At 71.8% G+C, this 17,658-nt stretch carries 15 protein-coding genes; 8 read left to right on the plus strand and 7 right to left on the minus strand.

Going from position 1 to position 17,658, the window contains the following annotated elements:
- Position 1 precedes the first annotated feature (1 nt).
- Positions 2-1,342, minus strand: coding sequence for a 3-oxoacyl-ACP reductase (locus tag AC0NH5_RS07080; protein ID WP_474401121.1), 1,341 nt, complete (start codon positions 1,340-1,342; stop codon positions 2-4).
- Positions 1,343-1,394: 52 nt separating this feature from the next.
- On the opposite strand from AC0NH5_RS07080, the gene AC0NH5_RS07085 reads away from it, so the two are divergent.
- Entirely contained in the window at positions 1,395-2,672 is a 1,278-nt protein-coding gene (locus AC0NH5_RS07085) for an acetyl-CoA C-acetyltransferase (protein ID WP_474401123.1), read from the plus strand.
- A 137-nt stretch (positions 2,673-2,809) separates the two neighbouring features.
- On the opposite strand, the gene AC0NH5_RS07090 is transcribed toward AC0NH5_RS07085, so the two are convergent.
- From AC0NH5_RS07090 to dhaM, 3 genes are all read right to left on the minus strand, one after another.
- A complete protein-coding gene (locus AC0NH5_RS07090; RefSeq protein WP_474401125.1) occupies positions 2,810-4,171 on the minus strand; it encodes a glycoside hydrolase family 10 protein in 1,362 nt (453 codons plus the stop codon).
- A gap of 172 nt (positions 4,172-4,343) precedes the next feature.
- Complete coding sequence (locus tag AC0NH5_RS07095) at positions 4,344-4,604, minus strand: HPr family phosphocarrier protein (protein WP_474401127.1); 261 nt, start codon at positions 4,602-4,604, stop codon at positions 4,344-4,346.
- On the minus strand, positions 4,588-4,974 hold the full coding sequence (gene dhaM / locus AC0NH5_RS07100) for a dihydroxyacetone kinase phosphoryl donor subunit DhaM (RefSeq protein WP_474401129.1): 387 nt from the start codon (positions 4,972-4,974) through the stop codon (positions 4,588-4,590). The genes AC0NH5_RS07095 and dhaM overlap by 17 nt, the downstream gene beginning before the upstream one ends.
- Positions 4,975-5,057: 83 nt before the next feature.
- On the opposite strand from dhaM, the gene dhaK reads away from it, so the two are divergent.
- The 5 genes from dhaK (at position 5,058) to AC0NH5_RS07125 (ending at position 10,425) form a co-directional block, all read left to right on the plus strand.
- Positions 5,058-6,059, plus strand: a complete 1,002-nt coding sequence (gene dhaK / locus AC0NH5_RS07105; RefSeq protein ID WP_474401131.1) for a dihydroxyacetone kinase subunit DhaK — start codon at positions 5,058-5,060, stop codon at positions 6,057-6,059.
- 3 nt (positions 6,060-6,062) lie between these two features.
- Positions 6,063-6,689 carry a dihydroxyacetone kinase subunit DhaL gene (gene dhaL / locus AC0NH5_RS07110; RefSeq protein WP_474401133.1) on the plus strand — a complete coding sequence of 209 codons (627 nt, stop codon included), beginning with the start codon at positions 6,063-6,065 and terminating at the stop codon, positions 6,687-6,689.
- Positions 6,690-6,788: 99 nt separating this feature from the next.
- The gene (locus AC0NH5_RS07115) at positions 6,789-8,351 is read left to right on the plus strand and encodes a methyl-accepting chemotaxis protein (RefSeq protein ID WP_474401135.1); all 1,563 of its coding nucleotides are present in this window, start codon (positions 6,789-6,791) and stop codon (positions 8,349-8,351) included.
- Positions 8,352-8,399: 48 nt separating this feature from the next.
- On the plus strand, positions 8,400-9,065 hold the full coding sequence (locus AC0NH5_RS07120) for an acetoacetate decarboxylase family protein (protein WP_474401136.1): 666 nt from the start codon (positions 8,400-8,402) through the stop codon (positions 9,063-9,065).
- A 76-nt stretch (positions 9,066-9,141) separates the two neighbouring features.
- Positions 9,142-10,425 carry a YibE/F family protein gene (locus AC0NH5_RS07125; protein WP_474401138.1) on the plus strand — a complete coding sequence of 428 codons (1,284 nt, stop codon included), beginning with the start codon at positions 9,142-9,144 and terminating at the stop codon, positions 10,423-10,425.
- Positions 10,426-10,431: 6 nt separating this feature from the next.
- On the opposite strand, the gene AC0NH5_RS07130 is transcribed toward AC0NH5_RS07125, so the two are convergent.
- The 3 genes from AC0NH5_RS07130 to recD2 form a co-directional block, all read right to left on the minus strand.
- Positions 10,432-11,067 carry a DUF4360 domain-containing protein gene (locus AC0NH5_RS07130; protein ID WP_474401398.1) on the minus strand — a complete coding sequence of 212 codons (636 nt, stop codon included), beginning with the start codon at positions 11,065-11,067 and terminating at the stop codon, positions 10,432-10,434.
- Positions 11,068-11,272: 205 nt separating this feature from the next.
- Positions 11,273-11,935 carry a cutinase family protein gene (locus AC0NH5_RS07135; RefSeq protein WP_474401140.1) on the minus strand — a complete coding sequence of 221 codons (663 nt, stop codon included), beginning with the start codon at positions 11,933-11,935 and terminating at the stop codon, positions 11,273-11,275.
- A gap of 287 nt (positions 11,936-12,222) precedes the next feature.
- Entirely contained in the window at positions 12,223-14,403 is a 2,181-nt protein-coding gene (gene recD2, locus AC0NH5_RS07140) for an SF1B family DNA helicase RecD2 (protein WP_474401141.1), read from the minus strand.
- A gap of 29 nt (positions 14,404-14,432) precedes the next feature.
- Between recD2 and AC0NH5_RS07145 the strand changes: the two genes are divergently transcribed.
- Both AC0NH5_RS07145 and AC0NH5_RS07150 read left to right on the plus strand, forming a co-directional pair.
- Positions 14,433-15,413, plus strand: a complete 981-nt coding sequence (locus tag AC0NH5_RS07145; RefSeq protein WP_474401142.1) for an acetylxylan esterase — start codon at positions 14,433-14,435, stop codon at positions 15,411-15,413.
- A gap of 222 nt (positions 15,414-15,635) precedes the next feature.
- Positions 15,636-17,633 (plus strand): hypothetical protein, encoded by a 1,998-nt coding sequence (locus tag AC0NH5_RS07150; protein ID WP_474401144.1) that lies wholly within the window; start codon positions 15,636-15,638, stop codon positions 17,631-17,633.
- The last annotated feature ends 25 nt before the right edge of the window (positions 17,634-17,658 follow it).

Here is a 17,658-nt window from a genome sequence, read left to right on the forward strand (position 1 = left end):
GTCACGCCCCCAGCAGGCTCTGGCCGCAGACCCGGACCACGTTGCCGGTGATGGTCGCCGATCCGGGTGACGCCATCCACGCGATAGTCTCCGCCACGTCGATCGGCAGGCCGCCCTGCGACATGCTGTTCAGCCGCCGACCGGCCTCGCGCAGTCCGAGCGGCATCTTGGCGGTCATCGCCGTCTCGATGAACCCGGGCGCCACCGCGTTGATCGTGATGCCGCGGCCCAGCAGCTCACCGGAGCGGGACCGGACCATGCCGATCACCCCGGCCTTGCTGGTCGCGTAGTTGGTCTGCCCGCGGTTCCCGGCGATGCCGGCGATCGACGCCACCCCGATGATCCGCCCGCCGGAAGGGATCAGGTCGCGGGCGAGCAGCACGTCGTTGACCCGTTCCGGCGCGATCAGGTTGACCGCGAGCACCGAGTCCCACTGCGCGGCGTCCATCCGCGCGATCGTCTTGTCCCGGGTGATGCCGGCGTTGTGCACGACGATGTCGACCCCGGCATGCGGCCCGGCGGCCAGATATCCGGCGAGCCGCGCCGCCGCGTCCGGGGCCGTCAGGTCCAGTTGCAGCGCGCGCCCGCGGGTCTCGTTGGCCACGTCGGCGAGGGCATCGCCGGCGGCCGGCACGTCCAGGGCGATCACGTCGGCGCCGTCGCGGGCCAGGGTGCGGGCGATGGCCGCGCCGATGCCCCGGGCCGCGCCGGTGACCAGTGCGAGTCTGCCGTCGAGGGGCCGTTCCCAGTCGGCCGGCACGGGCGGGGTACCGGGACCGATCCCGATCACCTGCCCGGAGACATAGGCGGATCGTCCGCTGAGCAGGAACCGCAGGGTGGACTCGACGGCCGCCTCACCGCCGGGGGCGACGTGGACCAGTTGGGCGGTGACGCCGCGGCCGAACTCCTTGCCGATGCTGCGGGTGAGACCTTCCAGGCTCCGCTGCGCGGTCGCCTCGCCGGGCCCGGCGGTGGCTTCCGGTGGGGTGCCGAGCACGATGACGCGGCCGGAGGACTTCAGACTTCGGGCGTACGGGTGGAAGAACTCGAAGAGACTGCGGAGTCCGGTGGACTCCCCGATCCCGGTCGCGTCGAAGATCAGCGCCGCGTGTCGTACCCCGTCGGCGCCGTCCTCGACCACCTCGGTGCCGGCGCTCTCGAGGAGTTTGCGAACCGGTTCGGCGAGGCGTCCGCCGGGGGCCGCGCCGAGCAGGACGGGCCCGTCGGTGAGGGGGTCGCCGGGCCGGTGGCGCCGCAGCCGGGGCGGATCAGGCAGCCCGAGTCGCTTGACCACGGTCCGGCCGACGCCGGAGTTGGCAAAGTTCGCGTACCTGTCAGCCATGCGAGTAGCCTACCGGTGAGTAGCTTGCTTGCCGTCGATGTGGAGGATAGTCGTGCCCACCGTGCGCCGCGTCGCCGTCCTGGGCGGGAACCGGATCCCGTTCGCCCGTTCCAACAGCAGGTACGCCCGCGCGTCGAACCAGGACATGCTGACCGCCGCGCTGGACGGCCTGATCGCCCGGTTCGGCCTGGCCGGCGAGCAGTTGGGCGAGGTGGTCGCGGGCGCCGTGCTCAAGCACTCCCGGGACTTCAACCTGACGCGTGAGGTGGTGCTCGGCTCGCGGCTGGACCCGCGCACCCCGGCGTACGACATCCAGCAGGCCTGCGGGACCGGCCTGGAGGCCGCGATCCTGGTGGCCAACAAGATCGCCCTGGGGCAGATCGACTCCGGCGTCGCGGGCGGTGTGGACACCACTTCGGACGCGCCGCTGCAGCTCAACGAGGACATGCGGCGGGCGCTGCTCGAGCTGAACAGGGCCCGGTCGCTCGGGGACCGGCTGAAGGCGGTGGCGAAGCTCCGCCCGCAGCAGGCGCTGAAGCCGGAGCTGCCGCGCAACGCGGAGCCGCGGACCGGGCTGTCGATGGGCGAGCACGCGGCGATCACCGCCCGGCGCTGGAACGTCGACCGGGCCGCGCAGGACGAACTGGCGCTGACGTCGCATCAGCGGCTCGCCTCGGCGTACGACAGCGGGTTCTTCGATGATCTTCTGACGCCCTATCTGGGGCTGACCCGTGATCAGAATCTGCGTCCCGACTCCACTCCGGAGAAGCTCGCCTCGCTGAAGCCGGTGTACGGCAGCCAGGACGCGACGATGACGGCGGGCAACTCGACGCCGCTCACCGACGGCGCGTCGACCGTGCTGCTGGCGTCGGAGGAGTGGGCGGCCGCGCACTCGCTGCCGGTGCTGGCCTATTTCGCGGACTCCGAGGTCGCCGCGGTGGATTATGTGCACGGCGACGAGGGTCTGCTGATGGCGCCGGCCTACGCGGTGCCGCGGATGCTGGCGCGTAACGGGCTGACGTTGCAGGACTTCGACCACTACGAGATCCACGAGGCGTTCGCATCGCAGGTGCTGGCCACTCTGGCGGCGTGGGAGTCGCCGGAGTTCTGCAAGGAGAAGCTGGGCCTGGACGCCCCGCTCGGCTCGATCGACCGCGCGAAGCTGAACGTCAACGGGTCGTCGCTGGCGGCCGGTCACCCGTTCGCCGCGACCGGCGGGCGGATCGTCGCCACCCTGGCCAAGCTGCTCGCGCGCAAGGGTTCCGGCCGCGGCCTGATCTCCATCTGCGCCGCCGGCGGCCAGGGCGTCGTCGCCATCCTGGAACGCTGACCCCGCGCAAACCCCGCGTGTGAAGTTCAGGCGCGATACGCACCCGAACTTCACACGCTGACCTCGCGCGCACAGTGCTGTGTGTGAAGTTCGGGTGCGGTACGCACCCGAACTTCACACGCTCGGGCTTGCCAGGGTCAGCGGGTGGTGCAGGTGGGGGTGCCGGTGGGCGCGCCGCCTGTGCCCTGGAAGCCGAACTCGGTGCTGGCGCCCGCGTTCACGCCGCCGTTGTAGCCGACGTTCGTGAAGGAGACCGCGCCGCCGCTGCCGGAGGCGCTCGCGTTCCAGGTGTTGGCGACCGACGAGCCGGACGGCAGGGTGACGCCGACCGACCAGCCGGTGATCCGGGCCGGCCCGGCGGTGACCTTCACGGTGGCCACGAAGCCGCCGTTCCAGGCGTTCACCGACACGGTCGCCGCGCAGCCGCCGGTGCCCGGGTTCGGGTTGGAGGGCGAACTCGACGGCGAGATGGTCGGTGAGCTGGTCGGGTCGACGCTGCCGCCGAGGGCGTTGATCACTGCCTGGTACGCCGGCTTCGGGTTGCCGCTGCCGTCGAAGAGCAGCGGGGTGCCGCTGGCCCGCCACGAGTCGGTGTCCCGGATGCCCCACACGGTGATGCCGTTGCAGCGGGTCACCGCGAGGCACGCGCGCACGGCCGCGGCGTAGGTGTTCGCCTGCGTGGTGCCGGAGCCCTCGATGTCCAGCTCGGTGATCTGCACGTCGACGCCCAGGTTCGCGAACCGCTGCAGGTTGGCCTGGTAGTCCGAGGGCAGTGGCGACTGCGCGTTGAAGTGTGACTGGAAGCCCACGCAGTCGATCGGCACGCCCCGCGCCTTGAAGTCCTGGACCATGGCGTACACCGCGTTGCTCTTCGCGTTCTGCCCGTCGGTGTTGTAGTCGTTGTAGCAGAGCTTGGCGTCCGGATCGGCCGCCCGCGCGGCGCGGAACGCCGCCTCGATCCAGTCGTTGCCGGTGCGCTGGAGGTTGGAGTCGCGCCGGGCGCCGCTGCCGCCGTCGGCGAACGCCTCGTTCACCACGTCCCACGAGTCGATCTTCCCGCGGTAGTGGGTGGCGACCCGGGTGACGTGGTTGAGCATGGCGGTGCGCAGCGCGGTGCCGCTCATGTTCTGCGCCCAGCCCGGCTGCTGCGAGTGCCAGGCCAGCGCGTGCCCGCGGACGGCCTGCCCGTTCGCGATGGCCCGGTTGACGATCGTGTCGGCGCTGCTGAAGGTGAAGGTGCCCTGGGTCGGCTCGGTGGCGTCCCACTTCATCTCGTTCTCCGGGGTGACCGAGGTGAACTCCCGGTCCAGGATTCCGGAGTAGACGGAGTCGGACAGTTTGTAGGCGGCCACCGCCGTGCCGAAGTAACGGCCCTGTGCGGCTGCCGCCGAGCCGAGCGTGGTGGCGGCGTTCGCGGCGGGGGAGAGGACGACGAACGTGCCGGCTGCCGCTAAGAGCCCGGCAGCTAGCGCGACGACGGTGGTGCGGGGACGGGACATGGGGATCTGCCTTCGGGTAGGCGGGAACGACTGTCGATGCCGGGGACATCGACGGCCGAAACTTTAGTGATCCCACCGCGCATTCACCTAGGTCAACATGTCCGTTCTTGCCGGTAATGATGAGGATGGGAGCGTGCCCATGGCCATCGGCGGGACCGAAAGTTTCGGTGGCTCACGTCGCGGACGCCAGGGCTGACGCCACCGCCGCCACCGCGGCCTCGGCATCGTCGCCCACGCCGTGCACGAGGACCGCGGTCCCGGCCGGGGCGCCCAGCGACATCAACCGCAGGGCGCTGCGCGCGCTCGCCGACCGCTCGCCGTGCCGCACCTCGACCTCGGCGGTGAAGACGGCGACCGCCCGCACCACGGCGCCGGCCGGGCGGGCGTGCAGGGCGGCCGGCAGGACGACCGACATCTCAGAGCTTCGGGACATCGCGCGCCTCCCGGGCGGCCTCGGCGACGGTGGCCAGATCGGCGCCGGTCGAGGCGAGCACCGCCGCGGCCACCGCGCCCTCGACGAACGGCGCGTCCACCAGCACCGGACCGGGGGGGAGATCCTCCAGCACGGTCCGGGCGGTCAGCACCGCGCTACCCAGGTCCGCCAGCACGACCACGCCGGCCCCGGTGCCGGCCCGGGCGACGGCCGCCTCGATCAGGTCCGAGCTGGTGCCGAGGTCACCGTCGGAGGTCCCGGCCGCGAGCTCTACGCGTACCCCCTCCTGTGCGACCTGCCGCAGCAGGTCCCGCAGGCCTTGGGCCAGCTTGTCGCTGTGTGACACGAGCACGATCCCGACGAGCGCCATGTCCGTGGATGTTACTCAAGGTCTTGGCCGAATCGCCCAGCGCGACCATGCTGAGGGTCGAGCCCTCGAGGAAGGAGCCGGCCGTGAAGAAGTTCATCAACGACCCCGCCGACGTGGTCGCCGAGGCACTCGCCGGGCTGGCCGCCGCCCACCCCGGCGACCTGCGCGTCGACACCACCGACAACTATGTGGTCCGGGCCGGCGCGCCGCGGCCCGGCAAGGTCGCGCTGGTCTCCGGCGGCGGCTCCGGGCACGAGCCGCTGCACGGCGGTTTCGTGGGGCCCGGCATGCTCGACGCCGCCTGCCCCGGCGAGGTCTTCACCTCCCCGGTGCCGGACCAGATCCTCGCCGCCACCAAGGCGGTCGACGGCGGGGCCGGCGTGGTGCACGTGGTGAAGAACTACACCGGCGACGTGATGAACTTCCAGATGGCCGCGGAACTCGCCGCCGACGAGGGCATCACGGTGGAGACGGTGCTGGTCGACGACGACGTCGCGGTGCAGGACTCGACGTGGACGGCCGGGCGGCGCGGCACCGGCGCCACCCTGCTGGTGGAGAAGATCGCCGGCGCCCGCGCCGAGGAGGGCGGCAAGCTGGCGGAGGTGGCGGCCGTCGGCCGCGAGGTCAATGCCGCGTCCGCCTCTTTCGCGTACGCGTTGACGGCCGGCACCACTCCCGCGGCCGGCCGTCCCGGGTTCGACCTGCCGGACGACGAGATCGAGGTCGGCGTCGGCATCCACGGCGAGCCGGGCCGCCGCCGCGAGAAGCTCCGCCCCGCCAGGGACCTGGTGCGGGAAGCGCTCGACGCGATCCTGGAGGCCAAGCCGGTGGACCGGGGCGACCAGGTGATCGTGCTGGTGAACGGGCTCGGCGGCACCCCGCTGCTCGAGCTCTACCTGGTCTTCGGGGAGGTCGCCACGGTGCTGGCCGACCGTGGCATCCGGATCGCCCGCCAGCTGGTCGGCAACTACGTGACCAGCCTCGACATGGCGGGCCTGTCGCTGACGCTGACCCGGGCCACCGACGAGATGCTCCGCCTCTGGGACGCCCCGGTGCGTACCCCCGGCCTGCGCTGGGGTGCGTGAGAAGTGGACGTCGCCACCGCCCTCGCCTGGCTGCGTGCCACCGCCGGCGCCGTCGCCGCCGAGTCCGACCGGCTCACCCGGCTGGACTCGGCGATCGGCGACGGCGACCATGGGGTGAACCTGAACCGGGGGTTCGCCGCCGTGGTCACCGCCCTGGACGGGACGCCGCCGGAGGCCGTCGGCGCGGTCTTCGTCAAGGCCGGCGCGACCCTGATCTCGAAGGTGGGCGGCGCGTCCGGCCCGCTCTACGGCAGCGCCCTGCGCGCCCTCGGCAAGGCGCTCCCGCCCGGGCCGGAGGTCGATCTCGCCGCCCTGGTGGCCGGTCTCGACGCCGGGCTGGAGGCGGTGCGCAAGCTGGGCGGGGCGCAGCCGGGGGACAAGACCATCGTGGACGCGTACCGGCCGGCCCTGGACGCCTTCGAGGAGGCGGTGGCAGGCGGCGGCGACCTGGCCACGGCGGCCGCGGCGGCGGCCCGGGCGGCGGAGGAGGGTGCCGAGGCGACGACCGGCATGCAGGCGCGCAAGGGCCGCGCCTCCTATCTCGGCGAGCGCAGCGTCGGCCACCGGGATCCGGGGGCCACCTCCACCGCCCTGATCTTCCGCGCCCTGGCCCAGGTGACCGGGGCCTGACGCACCGCTCCTCAACCGCTACCGACAGCTCCTCAACCGCACACCGGTGGAGCCGAACTTGCCCGCTGTAACGGGCAATCGGCTGAGGAGGACATGGACATGGGTATCGGCGGATTGTTCGACAACCGCTCCCTGCGGACGAAGATCAGCGCGGCCGCGCTGACCGCGACGGTCAGCGGCCTGCTGGTCGGCGGCGTGGCCGTCAAGACGGTGCACGACCTGAACACCGACGCCGCCACGGCGCAGCGCCAGTCCCTGGCGATCACGACGGCGGTCGGGTCGTTCAGCACCAACGTCGAGGCGTTCAGCGGCAACGTCTCGGCGATGCAGCTCTACCCCAGCCTCGACGCCATGATCAAGGAGGGGATGGCGGGCAACCAGAAGGCCCTCACCGAGGCGTTCGCCATCCTCGAGAAGAACCTGCCCGGGGACGCCACGGTCGCCAAGGCCGAGAAGGACTGGGCGGCGTACCTCGAGTTCATCACGGCGCCGCCGAGCGCGAACGCCGACTCGGGCGAGTCCCTCAAGAAGTACCAGAAGCTGCGCGCCGCACTCGCCGCCGACCAGGCCGCCCTGCAGAAGCACGCGGTGCAGCTCGCGGAGCAGAGCATCACCGACGCCGAGGAGGCCGGCACCACCGCGACCTGGACGATCGGTCTGGTGCTCGCCGCTGGTGTGCTGCTCAGCCTGCTGATCGGCTTCCGGGTCGCGTCCCGCGTCGGGCAGACCGTCCGCAGCGTCTCCGACCTCGCCGAGCGCCTCGCCGACGGTGACCTCACCCGCACCTCCGGGGTCACCGGCCAGGACGAGATCGGCCGGATGGCCGGCGCGCTGGACCGCGGCATCGCCCGCCTTCGTGAGGACGTCGTGCAGCTGGCCGGCAGCGTGAGCACCCTGCAGACCGCCGCCGGGCAGCTCAGCTCGGTCTCGGTCGCCGTCGACAGCGCCGCCAACCAGGCCTCCGCGCAGGCCGGCACGGTCGCCGCCGCGGCCGACGTGGTCTCCAACAACCTGCAGATCGTCTCGGCCGGCTCGCAGGAGATGGGCTCGGCGATCCGCGACATCAGCGTCTCCACCTCGGAGGCCACCGAGGTGGCGGCACAGGCGGTGCAGGTCGCCTCGGCCACCAACGCGATCGTGGCCCGGCTCGGCGACTCCTCGGCGGAGATCGCCACCGTGGTCAAGGTGATCACCAGCATCGCCGAGCAGACCAACCTGCTCGCGCTGAACGCGACCATCGAGGCGGCCCGCGCCGGTGAGCTGGGCAAGGGCTTCGCGGTGGTGGCCGGCGAGGTCAAGGACCTGGCCCAGGAGACCGCCAAGGCGACCGAGGACATCTCCCAGCGGGTGCAGGCCATCCAGGCCGACACCAGCGGCGCGGTCAGCGCGATCGGCGAGATCTCCGAGATCATCGAGCGGATCAACGGCATCCAGCTCACCATCGCCTCCGCGGTGGAGGAGCAGACCGCCACCACGCAGGAGATGAACCGCACGCTCACCGAGGCGGCCAGCGGCGCCGGCGACATCGCCGCCACCATCGGCTCGGTCTCCGAGGCGGCCCGCCGGACCACCGACACGGTCGGCGACACCCGGCACGCCGCCGACGACGTGACCGCGACGGCCGCCCAGCTGCAGTCGGTGGTGTCCCGCTTCCGCTACTGAGGTCGCGGTGTCTGGTGCGACACGTCGACAGGTGCCAATGTGGAGGGCATGTACCCGCCCGAGCCCTGGCACCTGCGCGGTCAGATGTTCCTGTCGGTCTTCCTGATTCCCCGGGGGCGGCTCCCGCAGCTGCCCCCGGTTCTGCACGCGAGCCTGCGCCCGGTCACGATCGGCGGGCGGGTCGTGGTCGGCGCCGCCTGGGTTCGTTACGAGCCCGGCGGCGTCCTGCATTACCAGGAGCTGCTCAGCGCGGTGCTGATGCATGAGCGGGGCCGGCCCCGGGTGAGCATCACCGACATCTGGGTGGACAGCGTCGCCTCGCGCGAGGGCGGCCGGCGGCTCTGGGGCATCCCCAAGGAGATGGCCGACTTGCGGATCGACACCGGGACCGAGCCGCTGGTGGACGCGACGGCCACGCTGCCGGCGCCCTCCGGGGCGACGATCAGCTCGGCCCTCGTCCGGCTGAAAGGACAGCTGCCGGGCCGTTTCCCGGTGCGCATGACTGTCGCCCAAGCTCTCGGCGAGGCCGTCCGGCGCACACCGGTGCGAGGCCGCGCCGGTTTGCGTACGGCCGATGCGGCCTGGCGCCCGGAGCCGGGCGGACCGCTCGGTCACCTGGCCGGACGCCGTCCCGTGCTCAGTCTGGCGGTCACCGATTTCTGGCTGGTGTTCGGCCGCTCCGCCGCAGACCGCGCCCGCGCCGCCCGACCCTAGTCGTCGTCACCCCGTCTTCTCGTCGAAGGTACGGTTCGCCCCAGGCACGTACCGCCGACCTGCGACGAGGAGCGAGATGAACCCGGCCGGCCACGACCACCGTCACCATGCCCCCGGCGAGGAGCACCCGGTCCTGCCCGGCGCCCGGCGGCTCACGCTGTTCCTGCTGATCCCGGCGGTGCTGATCACGATCGTCGGGATGGCGTTGCTCTGGCCGCGGGACACCCCGCAGGCCGGCGGCCCGGACGGGCCGGTACGCGTCTTCGGCCAGATCACCTCGGTAGCGCCGGTGGAGTGCCCGGCGGTGCCGGAGGGTGAGACGCCGCTGACCGGCTGCGGGACCGTGACGGTGAAACTGGACGACGGCGCCGAGATCACCACCGACCTGCCGTCCGGTCCGGGCGCCCCCGAGGTGAGCGCCGGCGACGACGTGGTCCTGCTCGCGCTGAACGAGGAGGACGGCAGCGTCGGTTACTCGGTGATCGACCACCAGCGGGACAGCCAGCTCTGGCTGCTCGGCGCGGCATTCGCGCTCGCGGTGATCGCGTTCGGCCGGTGGCGCGGGCTCACCGCGCTCGCCGGGCTGGCCGTCACCTTCGGCATCCTGCTCTGGTTCATCGTCCCGGCCATCCTGGACGGCCGCTCCCCGGTCGCGGTGGCGGTGGTGGGGGCCGCCGCGATCATGCTGATCGTGCTCTACCTGACCCACGGCTTCTCGCTCACCACCACGATCGCGGTGGCCGGCACCCTGGCCAGCCTGGCGATCACGGCGGTGCTGGCGGCGGTGGCGACGAGCGTGGTGCATCTGACCGGGGTGGCCGACGAGACCTCGAACTTCCTGACCATCACCCAGGGCGAGGTCAACATGCGCGGCCTGCTGCTGGCCGGCATCGTGATCGGATCGCTCGGCGTGCTCGACGACGTGACGGTCACCCAGTCCGCCACGGTGACCGAGCTGGCCGTGGCCAACCCGGCGTACGGCTTCCGGCGGCTCTACGGCGCCGCGACCCGGATCGGCCGGGCACACATCGCCTCGGTGATCAACACGATCGTGCTGGCGTACGCGGGCGCGTCGCTGCCGTTGATGCTGCTCTTCGCGGCCGGCAACACCCCGGTCGGCGAGCTGCTCACCTCGCAGCTGATCGCCCAGGAGCTGGTGCGCAGCGCGGTCGGCACGATCGGCCTGGTCGCCGCGGTGCCGATCACCACGGCGCTGGCCGCGTATCTGGCCGCCCGCTCGGTCCGGCCCGCTCAGCCCGCGCAGGCGGACCACACTCGGCCGACCGGCGGCGCCGCGCCCGCCGGGGGTGGGGCGCAGCGTCCGCCGGAAGACCCGTGGGCGGCCTTCGTAGATCGGTGAGCTAGGTCAGCACTTCTTCCAGACCACCCGGTAAAGGGTGTTGATGGAAGCGTCGGTGGAGTCCATGGAGATGAAGCTGGTGTGCTTCTTGGCGTCCGACGAGCCGCGGTTCACCCGCAATTCGGTGTTGATGTTCAGGAAGCGCCGGTCACCGCACCTGAGGTAGTTGAGCGAAGCGATTCCGACCTGGTCGGTACGCTGCCAGCCGTCCTCCATCGGGCCCTTGAAACTGTGCTTGGTGCGCGTCGTCTGCGAATAGCCCTGGAAGTAGTAGTTCGCGTTCTGCTCGGCCCAGGCGCCACTGCGCAGGCTGGCGAATCCCCGGTAGTCGGCGGTGGCGATCGCGAAAGTGAATCCGGACGGCACCTTGATGTCCAGGGCGAGCTGACAGTTCTTCCGGAAGTCCAGCGGCCCGGACTCCGGCCCGACCTGCGCGGTGTACTCGGAGTAGGTGACCGTGAAGGCCTTGTTGTCCTCGGACACCGTGATCGCCGCGCTGTCGCCCGGGCAGCCCGAGCCGTTCGCCTTGACCACGTCGATGATCATCATCTCGTCGGGCACCGGCGGCGGCCCCGCGTTGACCGGCGCCGCCACGCCCAGCGTCGAAAGCATTGCCGCCGCGGTGGTGAGAGTGCGCAACATGAGAAATACCTCCGTCTGTCCGATGAATTCCCAGCCGATCCGAGAATGGTTCGGAAAAGAGAATTCGGCATCGTTTCCGTTGCTCACCATAGTGATTTCCGCGAACGGGGTGCGGAGTGCCGGAAACAGCAGAACGGAAGTTTGGGCAAAGGCGGCCATTCGTCCCGAATTCGGCGAACGGCCGCCCGCCGCGGCGCGGATTGTGCTATCCGACGCGCTCCGCGGTGAACGCGGTCGCGTCACCGATGAACTTCGAGTAGTCCAGGTGCGCCGCGAGGCTCGCGCCGCCCTGGCAGAACCGGTCGTTGCGGTTGCAGTACGACTGGGTCCGGTCAGCGACGGCGCTCAGCGTGCCACGCCGGCGCGGGAAGATCCCGGACCGGTTGCCGTCGCCGGCGTTGAACGGCTCACCGGCGGTGAAGCTCGGATCGCCGAACAACAGCACCGCGGCGACCTGGTCCAGGTCACCGGCGAGCGGCCCGGTCACCGCATCGCCGACCACGTCCGCGCCCTGGGAGTACCCGGTCAGCACGAACTTGGTCCCGGGGCACGCCGCGGCGGTGCGCTGGACCTTCGCGGTCAGGTCCGCCACGCCCTGCCGCACGCTCGAGGTGTAGTTGAAGGAGGCCGGGTAGTCCACCGCGGTGGTGCGTACCGTCTGCGGCACGTCCCGGGTGATCCGCTGGGCGAGCGGGGTGAGCAGCACGCCCAGGCCGGGCCGCTCGGTCGTGCCGCGCGCCCCGAGCACCTCCACATCGGGGCATCCGTTGCGAGGTGCCGTCGCGGCGAAGGTCAGGGGTGCGACGGCCAATCCGCCGATGGTCACCGCACCCGCCGCCACGAGTGTCACCATCCTGCTCTTGCGCATGTTGACGTTCCTTCCGTCGGTTGCCGACATCTGGCACGCACTACGCGGGAACACCCCCACCAGGATCTGCGACTCCCGTCTCACACTTCAGCGTGTGAACTTCGGGCTCGATCCGGGCCTCAACTTCACACGCTTCGTCCCGTCCACCCGCGTGCACCCCACCTGCGTGTGGAGTTGCGGTTCGATCGGAGCCTCAAGTTCACACGCTTCGTCCCGCCCACCCGCGTGCACCCCACCTGCGTGTGGAGTTGCGGTTCGATCCGAGCCTCAACTTCACACGCGGGTGGTCAGGGGGTGAGGCGGGCGGTAAGGGCGGTGTGGCGGCGGCCCGCGCCGACGGTGCGGACGGCGGCGGCCAGGGCCCGGCGCGACCCGACCAGCACCACGAGCTTCTTGGCCCGGGTGATCGCGGTGTAGAGCAGATTGCGCTGCAGCATCATCCATGCGCTGGTGGTCAGCGGGATCACCACCGCCGGGTACTCGGAACCCTGCGACCGGTGGATGGTGATCGCGTACGCGTGTGCCAGCTCGTCCAGCTCGTCGAAGTCGTAGTCGATCGATTCGTCCTCGTCCGTGCGTACCGTCAAGGACTGCTCCTCGGGCGAAAGCCCGGTGATCACGCCGACCGTGCCGTTGAAGACGCCCGCCGCGCCCTTGTCGTAGTTGTTCCGGATCTGGGTGACCTTGTCGCCCACCCGGAACACCCGCCCGCCGAGCCGCCGCTCCGGCAGGCCCTCCCGGGCCGGGGTGAGTTGCTGCTGGAGCAGCGTGTTGAGGGCGCCCGCGCCGGCCGGCCCGCGGTGCATCGGGGTGAGGATCTGCACGTCGCGGCGCGGGTCGAGGCCGAACCGGCGGGGGATGCGGTTGCACGCGACGTCCACGGTGAGCGCGGCGGTGGCCTCGGTGTCGTCGCTCGGGAAGAGGAAGAAGTCACGCATGCCGTCGAGCAGTGGCGGCCGGCCCTGATTGACCCGGTGCGCGTTGGTGACCACACCGCTCTCGGCGGCCTGCCGGAAGATCTGGGTGAGGCGCACGCGGGGGATCACGCCGGCGGCGAGCAGATCGCGCAGCACCTCGCCGGCGCCCACCGACGGCAGCTGGTCGACGTCGCCGACGAGCAGCAGGTGCGCGCCCGCCGGGATGGCCTTCACCAGCTTGTTCGCCAGGATCAGGTCGAGCATCGAAGCCTCGTCGACGACGATCAGGTCGGCGTCCAGGGGGTTGTCCCGGTCATAGCTGGCCTCGCCGCCGGGCTGCAGCTTGAGCAGGCGGTGCACGGTGGCGGCCGGGTGGCCGGTCAGCTCGGCGAGCCGCTTCGCGGCGCGGCCGGTGGGCGCGACGAGCTGGATCTTCGCCTGTTTGGCGGCGGCGAGTTCGACGATTGATCGTACGGTGAAGCTCTTGCCGCAGCCGGGTCCGCCGGTCAGCACCGCGACCTTCTCGGTGAGCGCCAGCCGTACCGCCTGCTCCTGCTCCTTCGCCAGCGTGGAGCCGGTGCGCTTGTGCAGCCAGGTCAGGGCTCGCGTCCAGTCGACGTCGTGGAAGTGCGGCATCCGGTCGGCCCGGTCCCGCAGCTGCCGGACCAGCGTGGACGCCAGGGACTGCTCGGCGCGGTGGAACGGGACCAGATAGACCGCGTCCTGCTCGCGGACCACGCCCTCCTCGGTGACCAGCTCGTCCAGGCAGGCCGGGATCAGGCCGCCGGGCACATCGAGGATCTTGGCGGCTTCCGCGGTCAGTTCGTCGACCGGCAGGAAGCAGTGGCCGTTGTCGGTGGCCTGCGACAGCGTGTACTGCAGGCCGGCCTTCACCCGTTCGGGGCTGTCGTGCGGGATGCCGACCGCCTGCGCGATCGTGTCGGCGGTCTTGAACCCGATGCCCCAGACGTCGGCGGCCAGCTTGTACGGGCTGTTCTTCACCACGCTGATGCTGGCGTCGCCGTACTTCTTGAAGATCCGGACCGCGATCGAGGTGGACACCCCGACACCCTGGAGGAAGACCATCACCTCCTTGATCGCCTTCTGCTCGGCCCACGCCGCGGTGATCTTCTTGGTGCGTTTCGGGCCCAGCCCGGCGACCTCGATCAGCCGCTCCGGCGATTCCTCGATGATCTGCAGCGTGTCCAGTCCGAAGTGGTCGACGATCCGCTCGGCGAAGACCGGGCCGATGCCCTTGACCAGGCCGGACCCGAGATAGCGGCGGATGCCCTGAATGGTCGCCGGCAGCACTGTGGTGTACGACAGGACCTCGAACTGCCGCCCGTACTGCGGATGTGACGACCACCAGCCGGACAGCCGCAGGCTCTCCCCGGGCTGCGCGCCGAGCAGCGCCCCGACCACGGTGAGCAGATCGGAGCCACGGCCGGTGGCGACCCGGGCGACCGTGTAACCGGTTTCCTCGTTGACGTACGTCAGCCGCTCCAGCACCGCCTCGAGCACGTGCTGGGCCTTGGGAGGGCTGTTGGACACGGACCACACGCTAACTAACGTGATCCCTCATGGCGCACTTCGACCTCCCGCTCGCGGAACTCCGCTCGTACCGTTCCTCCGCTCCCGAGCCGAAGCGGTTCGACGACTTCTGGTCCGACACCCTCGCCACCGCGCGCGGAGCCGCCCTCCCGCCGACGCTCACTCCCGTCGACACCCCGCTGCGCGGTGTCACCACCCACGACGTCACGTTCATCGGGTACGCAGGTCAGCCGGTCAGGGCCTGGCTGAACCGGCCGGCCGGCGCCACCGGACCGCTCCCGGTCGTCGTCGAGTTCATCGGGTACGGCGGCGGGCGCGGCCTGCCGATCGACTGGCTGCTGTGGTCCAGTGCCGGGTACGCCCACCTGGTGATGGACACCCGTGGCCAGGGCGGCAACTGGCGGGGCGGGGACACCCCGGACGTGGACGAGTCGGGCGCCGGCCCGTCCACCCCCGGTTTTCTGACCCGGGGTGTGCAGACGCCGGAGACGTTCTACTACCGGCGGCTGTTCACCGACGCGGCCCGGGCCGTCGAGGTCGCCGCGGAGCTGCCGGGCGTCGACGCGTCCCGCCTGGTGGTCACCGGCAAGAGCCAGGGTGGCGGGCTGGCGATCGCGGCGGCCGGGCTGGTGCCGGACCGGGTGTCGGCGGTGGTGTCGGGCGTGCCGTTCCTCTGCGACATCCGCCGGGCCGTGACGATCACCGACAGCTATCCGTTCGCCGAGGTGGTGCGCTTCCTGCGGGCGAACCCGCACCTCGCGACCCCGACGCTGGAGACCCTCGACTTCGTGGACGTGGTGCACTTCGCGAAGCGGGTCACCGCGCCGGCCATCGTGTCGGTGGCGCTGATGGACGACGTGTGCCCGCCGTCCGGGGTGTTCGGGGCGTACAACGCGCTCGCCGGCCCCAAGCAGATCGAGGTGTTCGAGTGGGACGGCCACGACGGCGGCCGCTCGTTCTTCGACACCACCGCCCTGCAGTTCGTAGCCGACCACCTCACCAGCGTGTGAAGTTGCGGTTCGATCCGCACCCCAACTTCACACACTTGGCGCGCGCTTTCAGCGTGTGAAGTTGCGGTCCGATCCGCACCCCAACTTCACACACTTGGCGCGCGCTTTCAGCGTGTGAAGTTGCGGTCCGATTCGCACCCGAACTTCACACACTGGGTTCGGGATCGGGTCGCGCTCGGGGCTATGTAGAGAAAAGATAGTGGGGTCGGCTACGGTGTCGGCATGATCGCGCTGACCCGAATCACTCGATGGGCGTTGCGTGCGGCGGCCCGGCGCTGGCCGGCGGACGTCCGCGACGAGATGTCCCGCGAGTGGCACGCCGAGCTGGCCGACCTGGAGAGCCGGCCGGGCACCGCCCCGCGCCGCCTCGGGTACGCGTTCAGCCTGCTCACTTCCCCGCCCGTGCGGGACGCCGCCGGTGTGCCGCAGGGCTGGGGCGGCGCGCGCCCGGAATCCGGCGCCGGCGCGGGCGCCGCGCTGATGGCGGTGGCGCTGCTCGGCACGCTGGTCTGGGGTCTGGCCGAACGGCTCGTCAGTTCGTTCCTCTTCGAGCCGATCGCCTTCGGCTGGGGCCGCTCGCTGGTCAACGGCCTGGTCGTGGCGCTCTGCTGCGTGCCGCTGGGCTGGTGGCTCGGCCGGCGGATGCCGATGTCGCGGGACGGCCGGTTCGGCGTCGCCACCCCGGCGGTGCTGGCCCCGGTCGCGCTGCTGCCGGCCGTGCTGTCGCAGGGCGCCTTCGAACCGGATGTCGCCCTGCTGATCGCCGTGCTGGTCTGGGCGATCGGGACGGCGGTGCTGGGCCGTGCCGCGGTCCGGGCCGCCGGGAGGTCCCGGCGGCGAGCAGGCGCGCTGGCCATCGCCGGCGTGCCGCTGGTCGCGGCCATCGCGGTCACCGTGTCCACGCTGCCGATGGTGCTGACCTGGCCGACCGGTCTCGCCGGCGGGCTCGAAGCCGCGTCGTGGTCGCTGCTGATGGACAGCGACGCCATCGTCATGCCGGACGGGATCCTCTCGTTCGCCATGGTCGGCGGCTCGGTCTGCCTCTACACCGCGTACGGGTGGCTCGCCGTCGTCTACGGCCTGCGCGCCGCGGGCGCCGAGCGTAAACCGCGGCCGGCCGTGGCCCCGGAGGCGGGCGGCGAACCTCCCACGCTCCCGCTCGCCGCCGTGCTGGCCGGGGTGCTCGCGGTCGCCGGGGGAGCGGTCGCCTGGGCCTACACGGTGACCGTGCTGACGCCGGACCTGCCGGTCTGGTCGGCGAACGCGCCGATGCCCGGCGGGGACGGCGAGATCTACCTGTGGGCCGCGGAGCTGCGCTGGTCGGCGATCCTGCTCGCCGCGCTCGGCCTGGTGGTGGCCACCGCCAACCGCCGGTCCGCGGTCCGGGGCGCACTGGTCCTCGGCGCCGGGCTGCTGGCCGCCGAGGCGGTGCTGCTGGGCGGGCAGACGTCCGGCGGGCCGGGTCTGCGGGTCGCGCTGCTCGTCGCGGCCGTCGTCATCGTGGCCGGCTGGGTCCTGGCCGGGCGGGCGCTGCCGGTCGGCACACGGGTTGTCGTCCGCCGGCGGACCGTGACCGCGGCGGTGGCCGCGAGCGCCTGCGGGCCGTTGCTCTACTTCCAGAGCACCCCGCCGGAGAACCACGCGTACATGCCGCTCGGCCTGCCGCTGACCACCGCGCTGCTGGCCGTCCTCGGCGTGCTGCTCGGGACGGTGACCGCTGTGGCGACCGGGCGGCGGCTGCACCCGGTGGCGGCGGGCGCCCTGATCGGGGTGCCGCTCGTGGTGCTCGCGGTGACCGGGCCCTACCTCGGCAACGGGCGCAGCGACACGGTCGCGGGCCTGGCGACATTTCTGGGCCTGCCGCTCGCGGTGCTCGTCGCCGCGGTGCTGCGCCGGCACCGGCCACGACGGCGCGGGCGCACCGCCCTGGTCTGGACCGGGCTGACGGTGGCCGGCGCTGTGGCGACCGTCCCGTTGATCTTCGCCTCGTTCTCGCTGCTGATGGCGGTGCCGTCGATGCTCTTCCTGGTCGACGGGTCGAGTTACCCGGCCGACGGGCTCTCCGTCGTCCCCGGGGTGGCAGTGCTGCTGGTCCCGCTAGGACTGCTGGCCACCGCCCGGGAGGGCGGCGCCCCGGCCCCCGCCGGGCAGCCGGGCCCCGCCCCGGAACCGGCGCCCGGCACCACGGCGCCGGCGGTGGTCGCTCAACACCCGGCATAGAAGCGGACGGGCCTGATCACACGGG

It is taken from the genome of Actinoplanes sp. 13 (assembly GCF_056134165.1).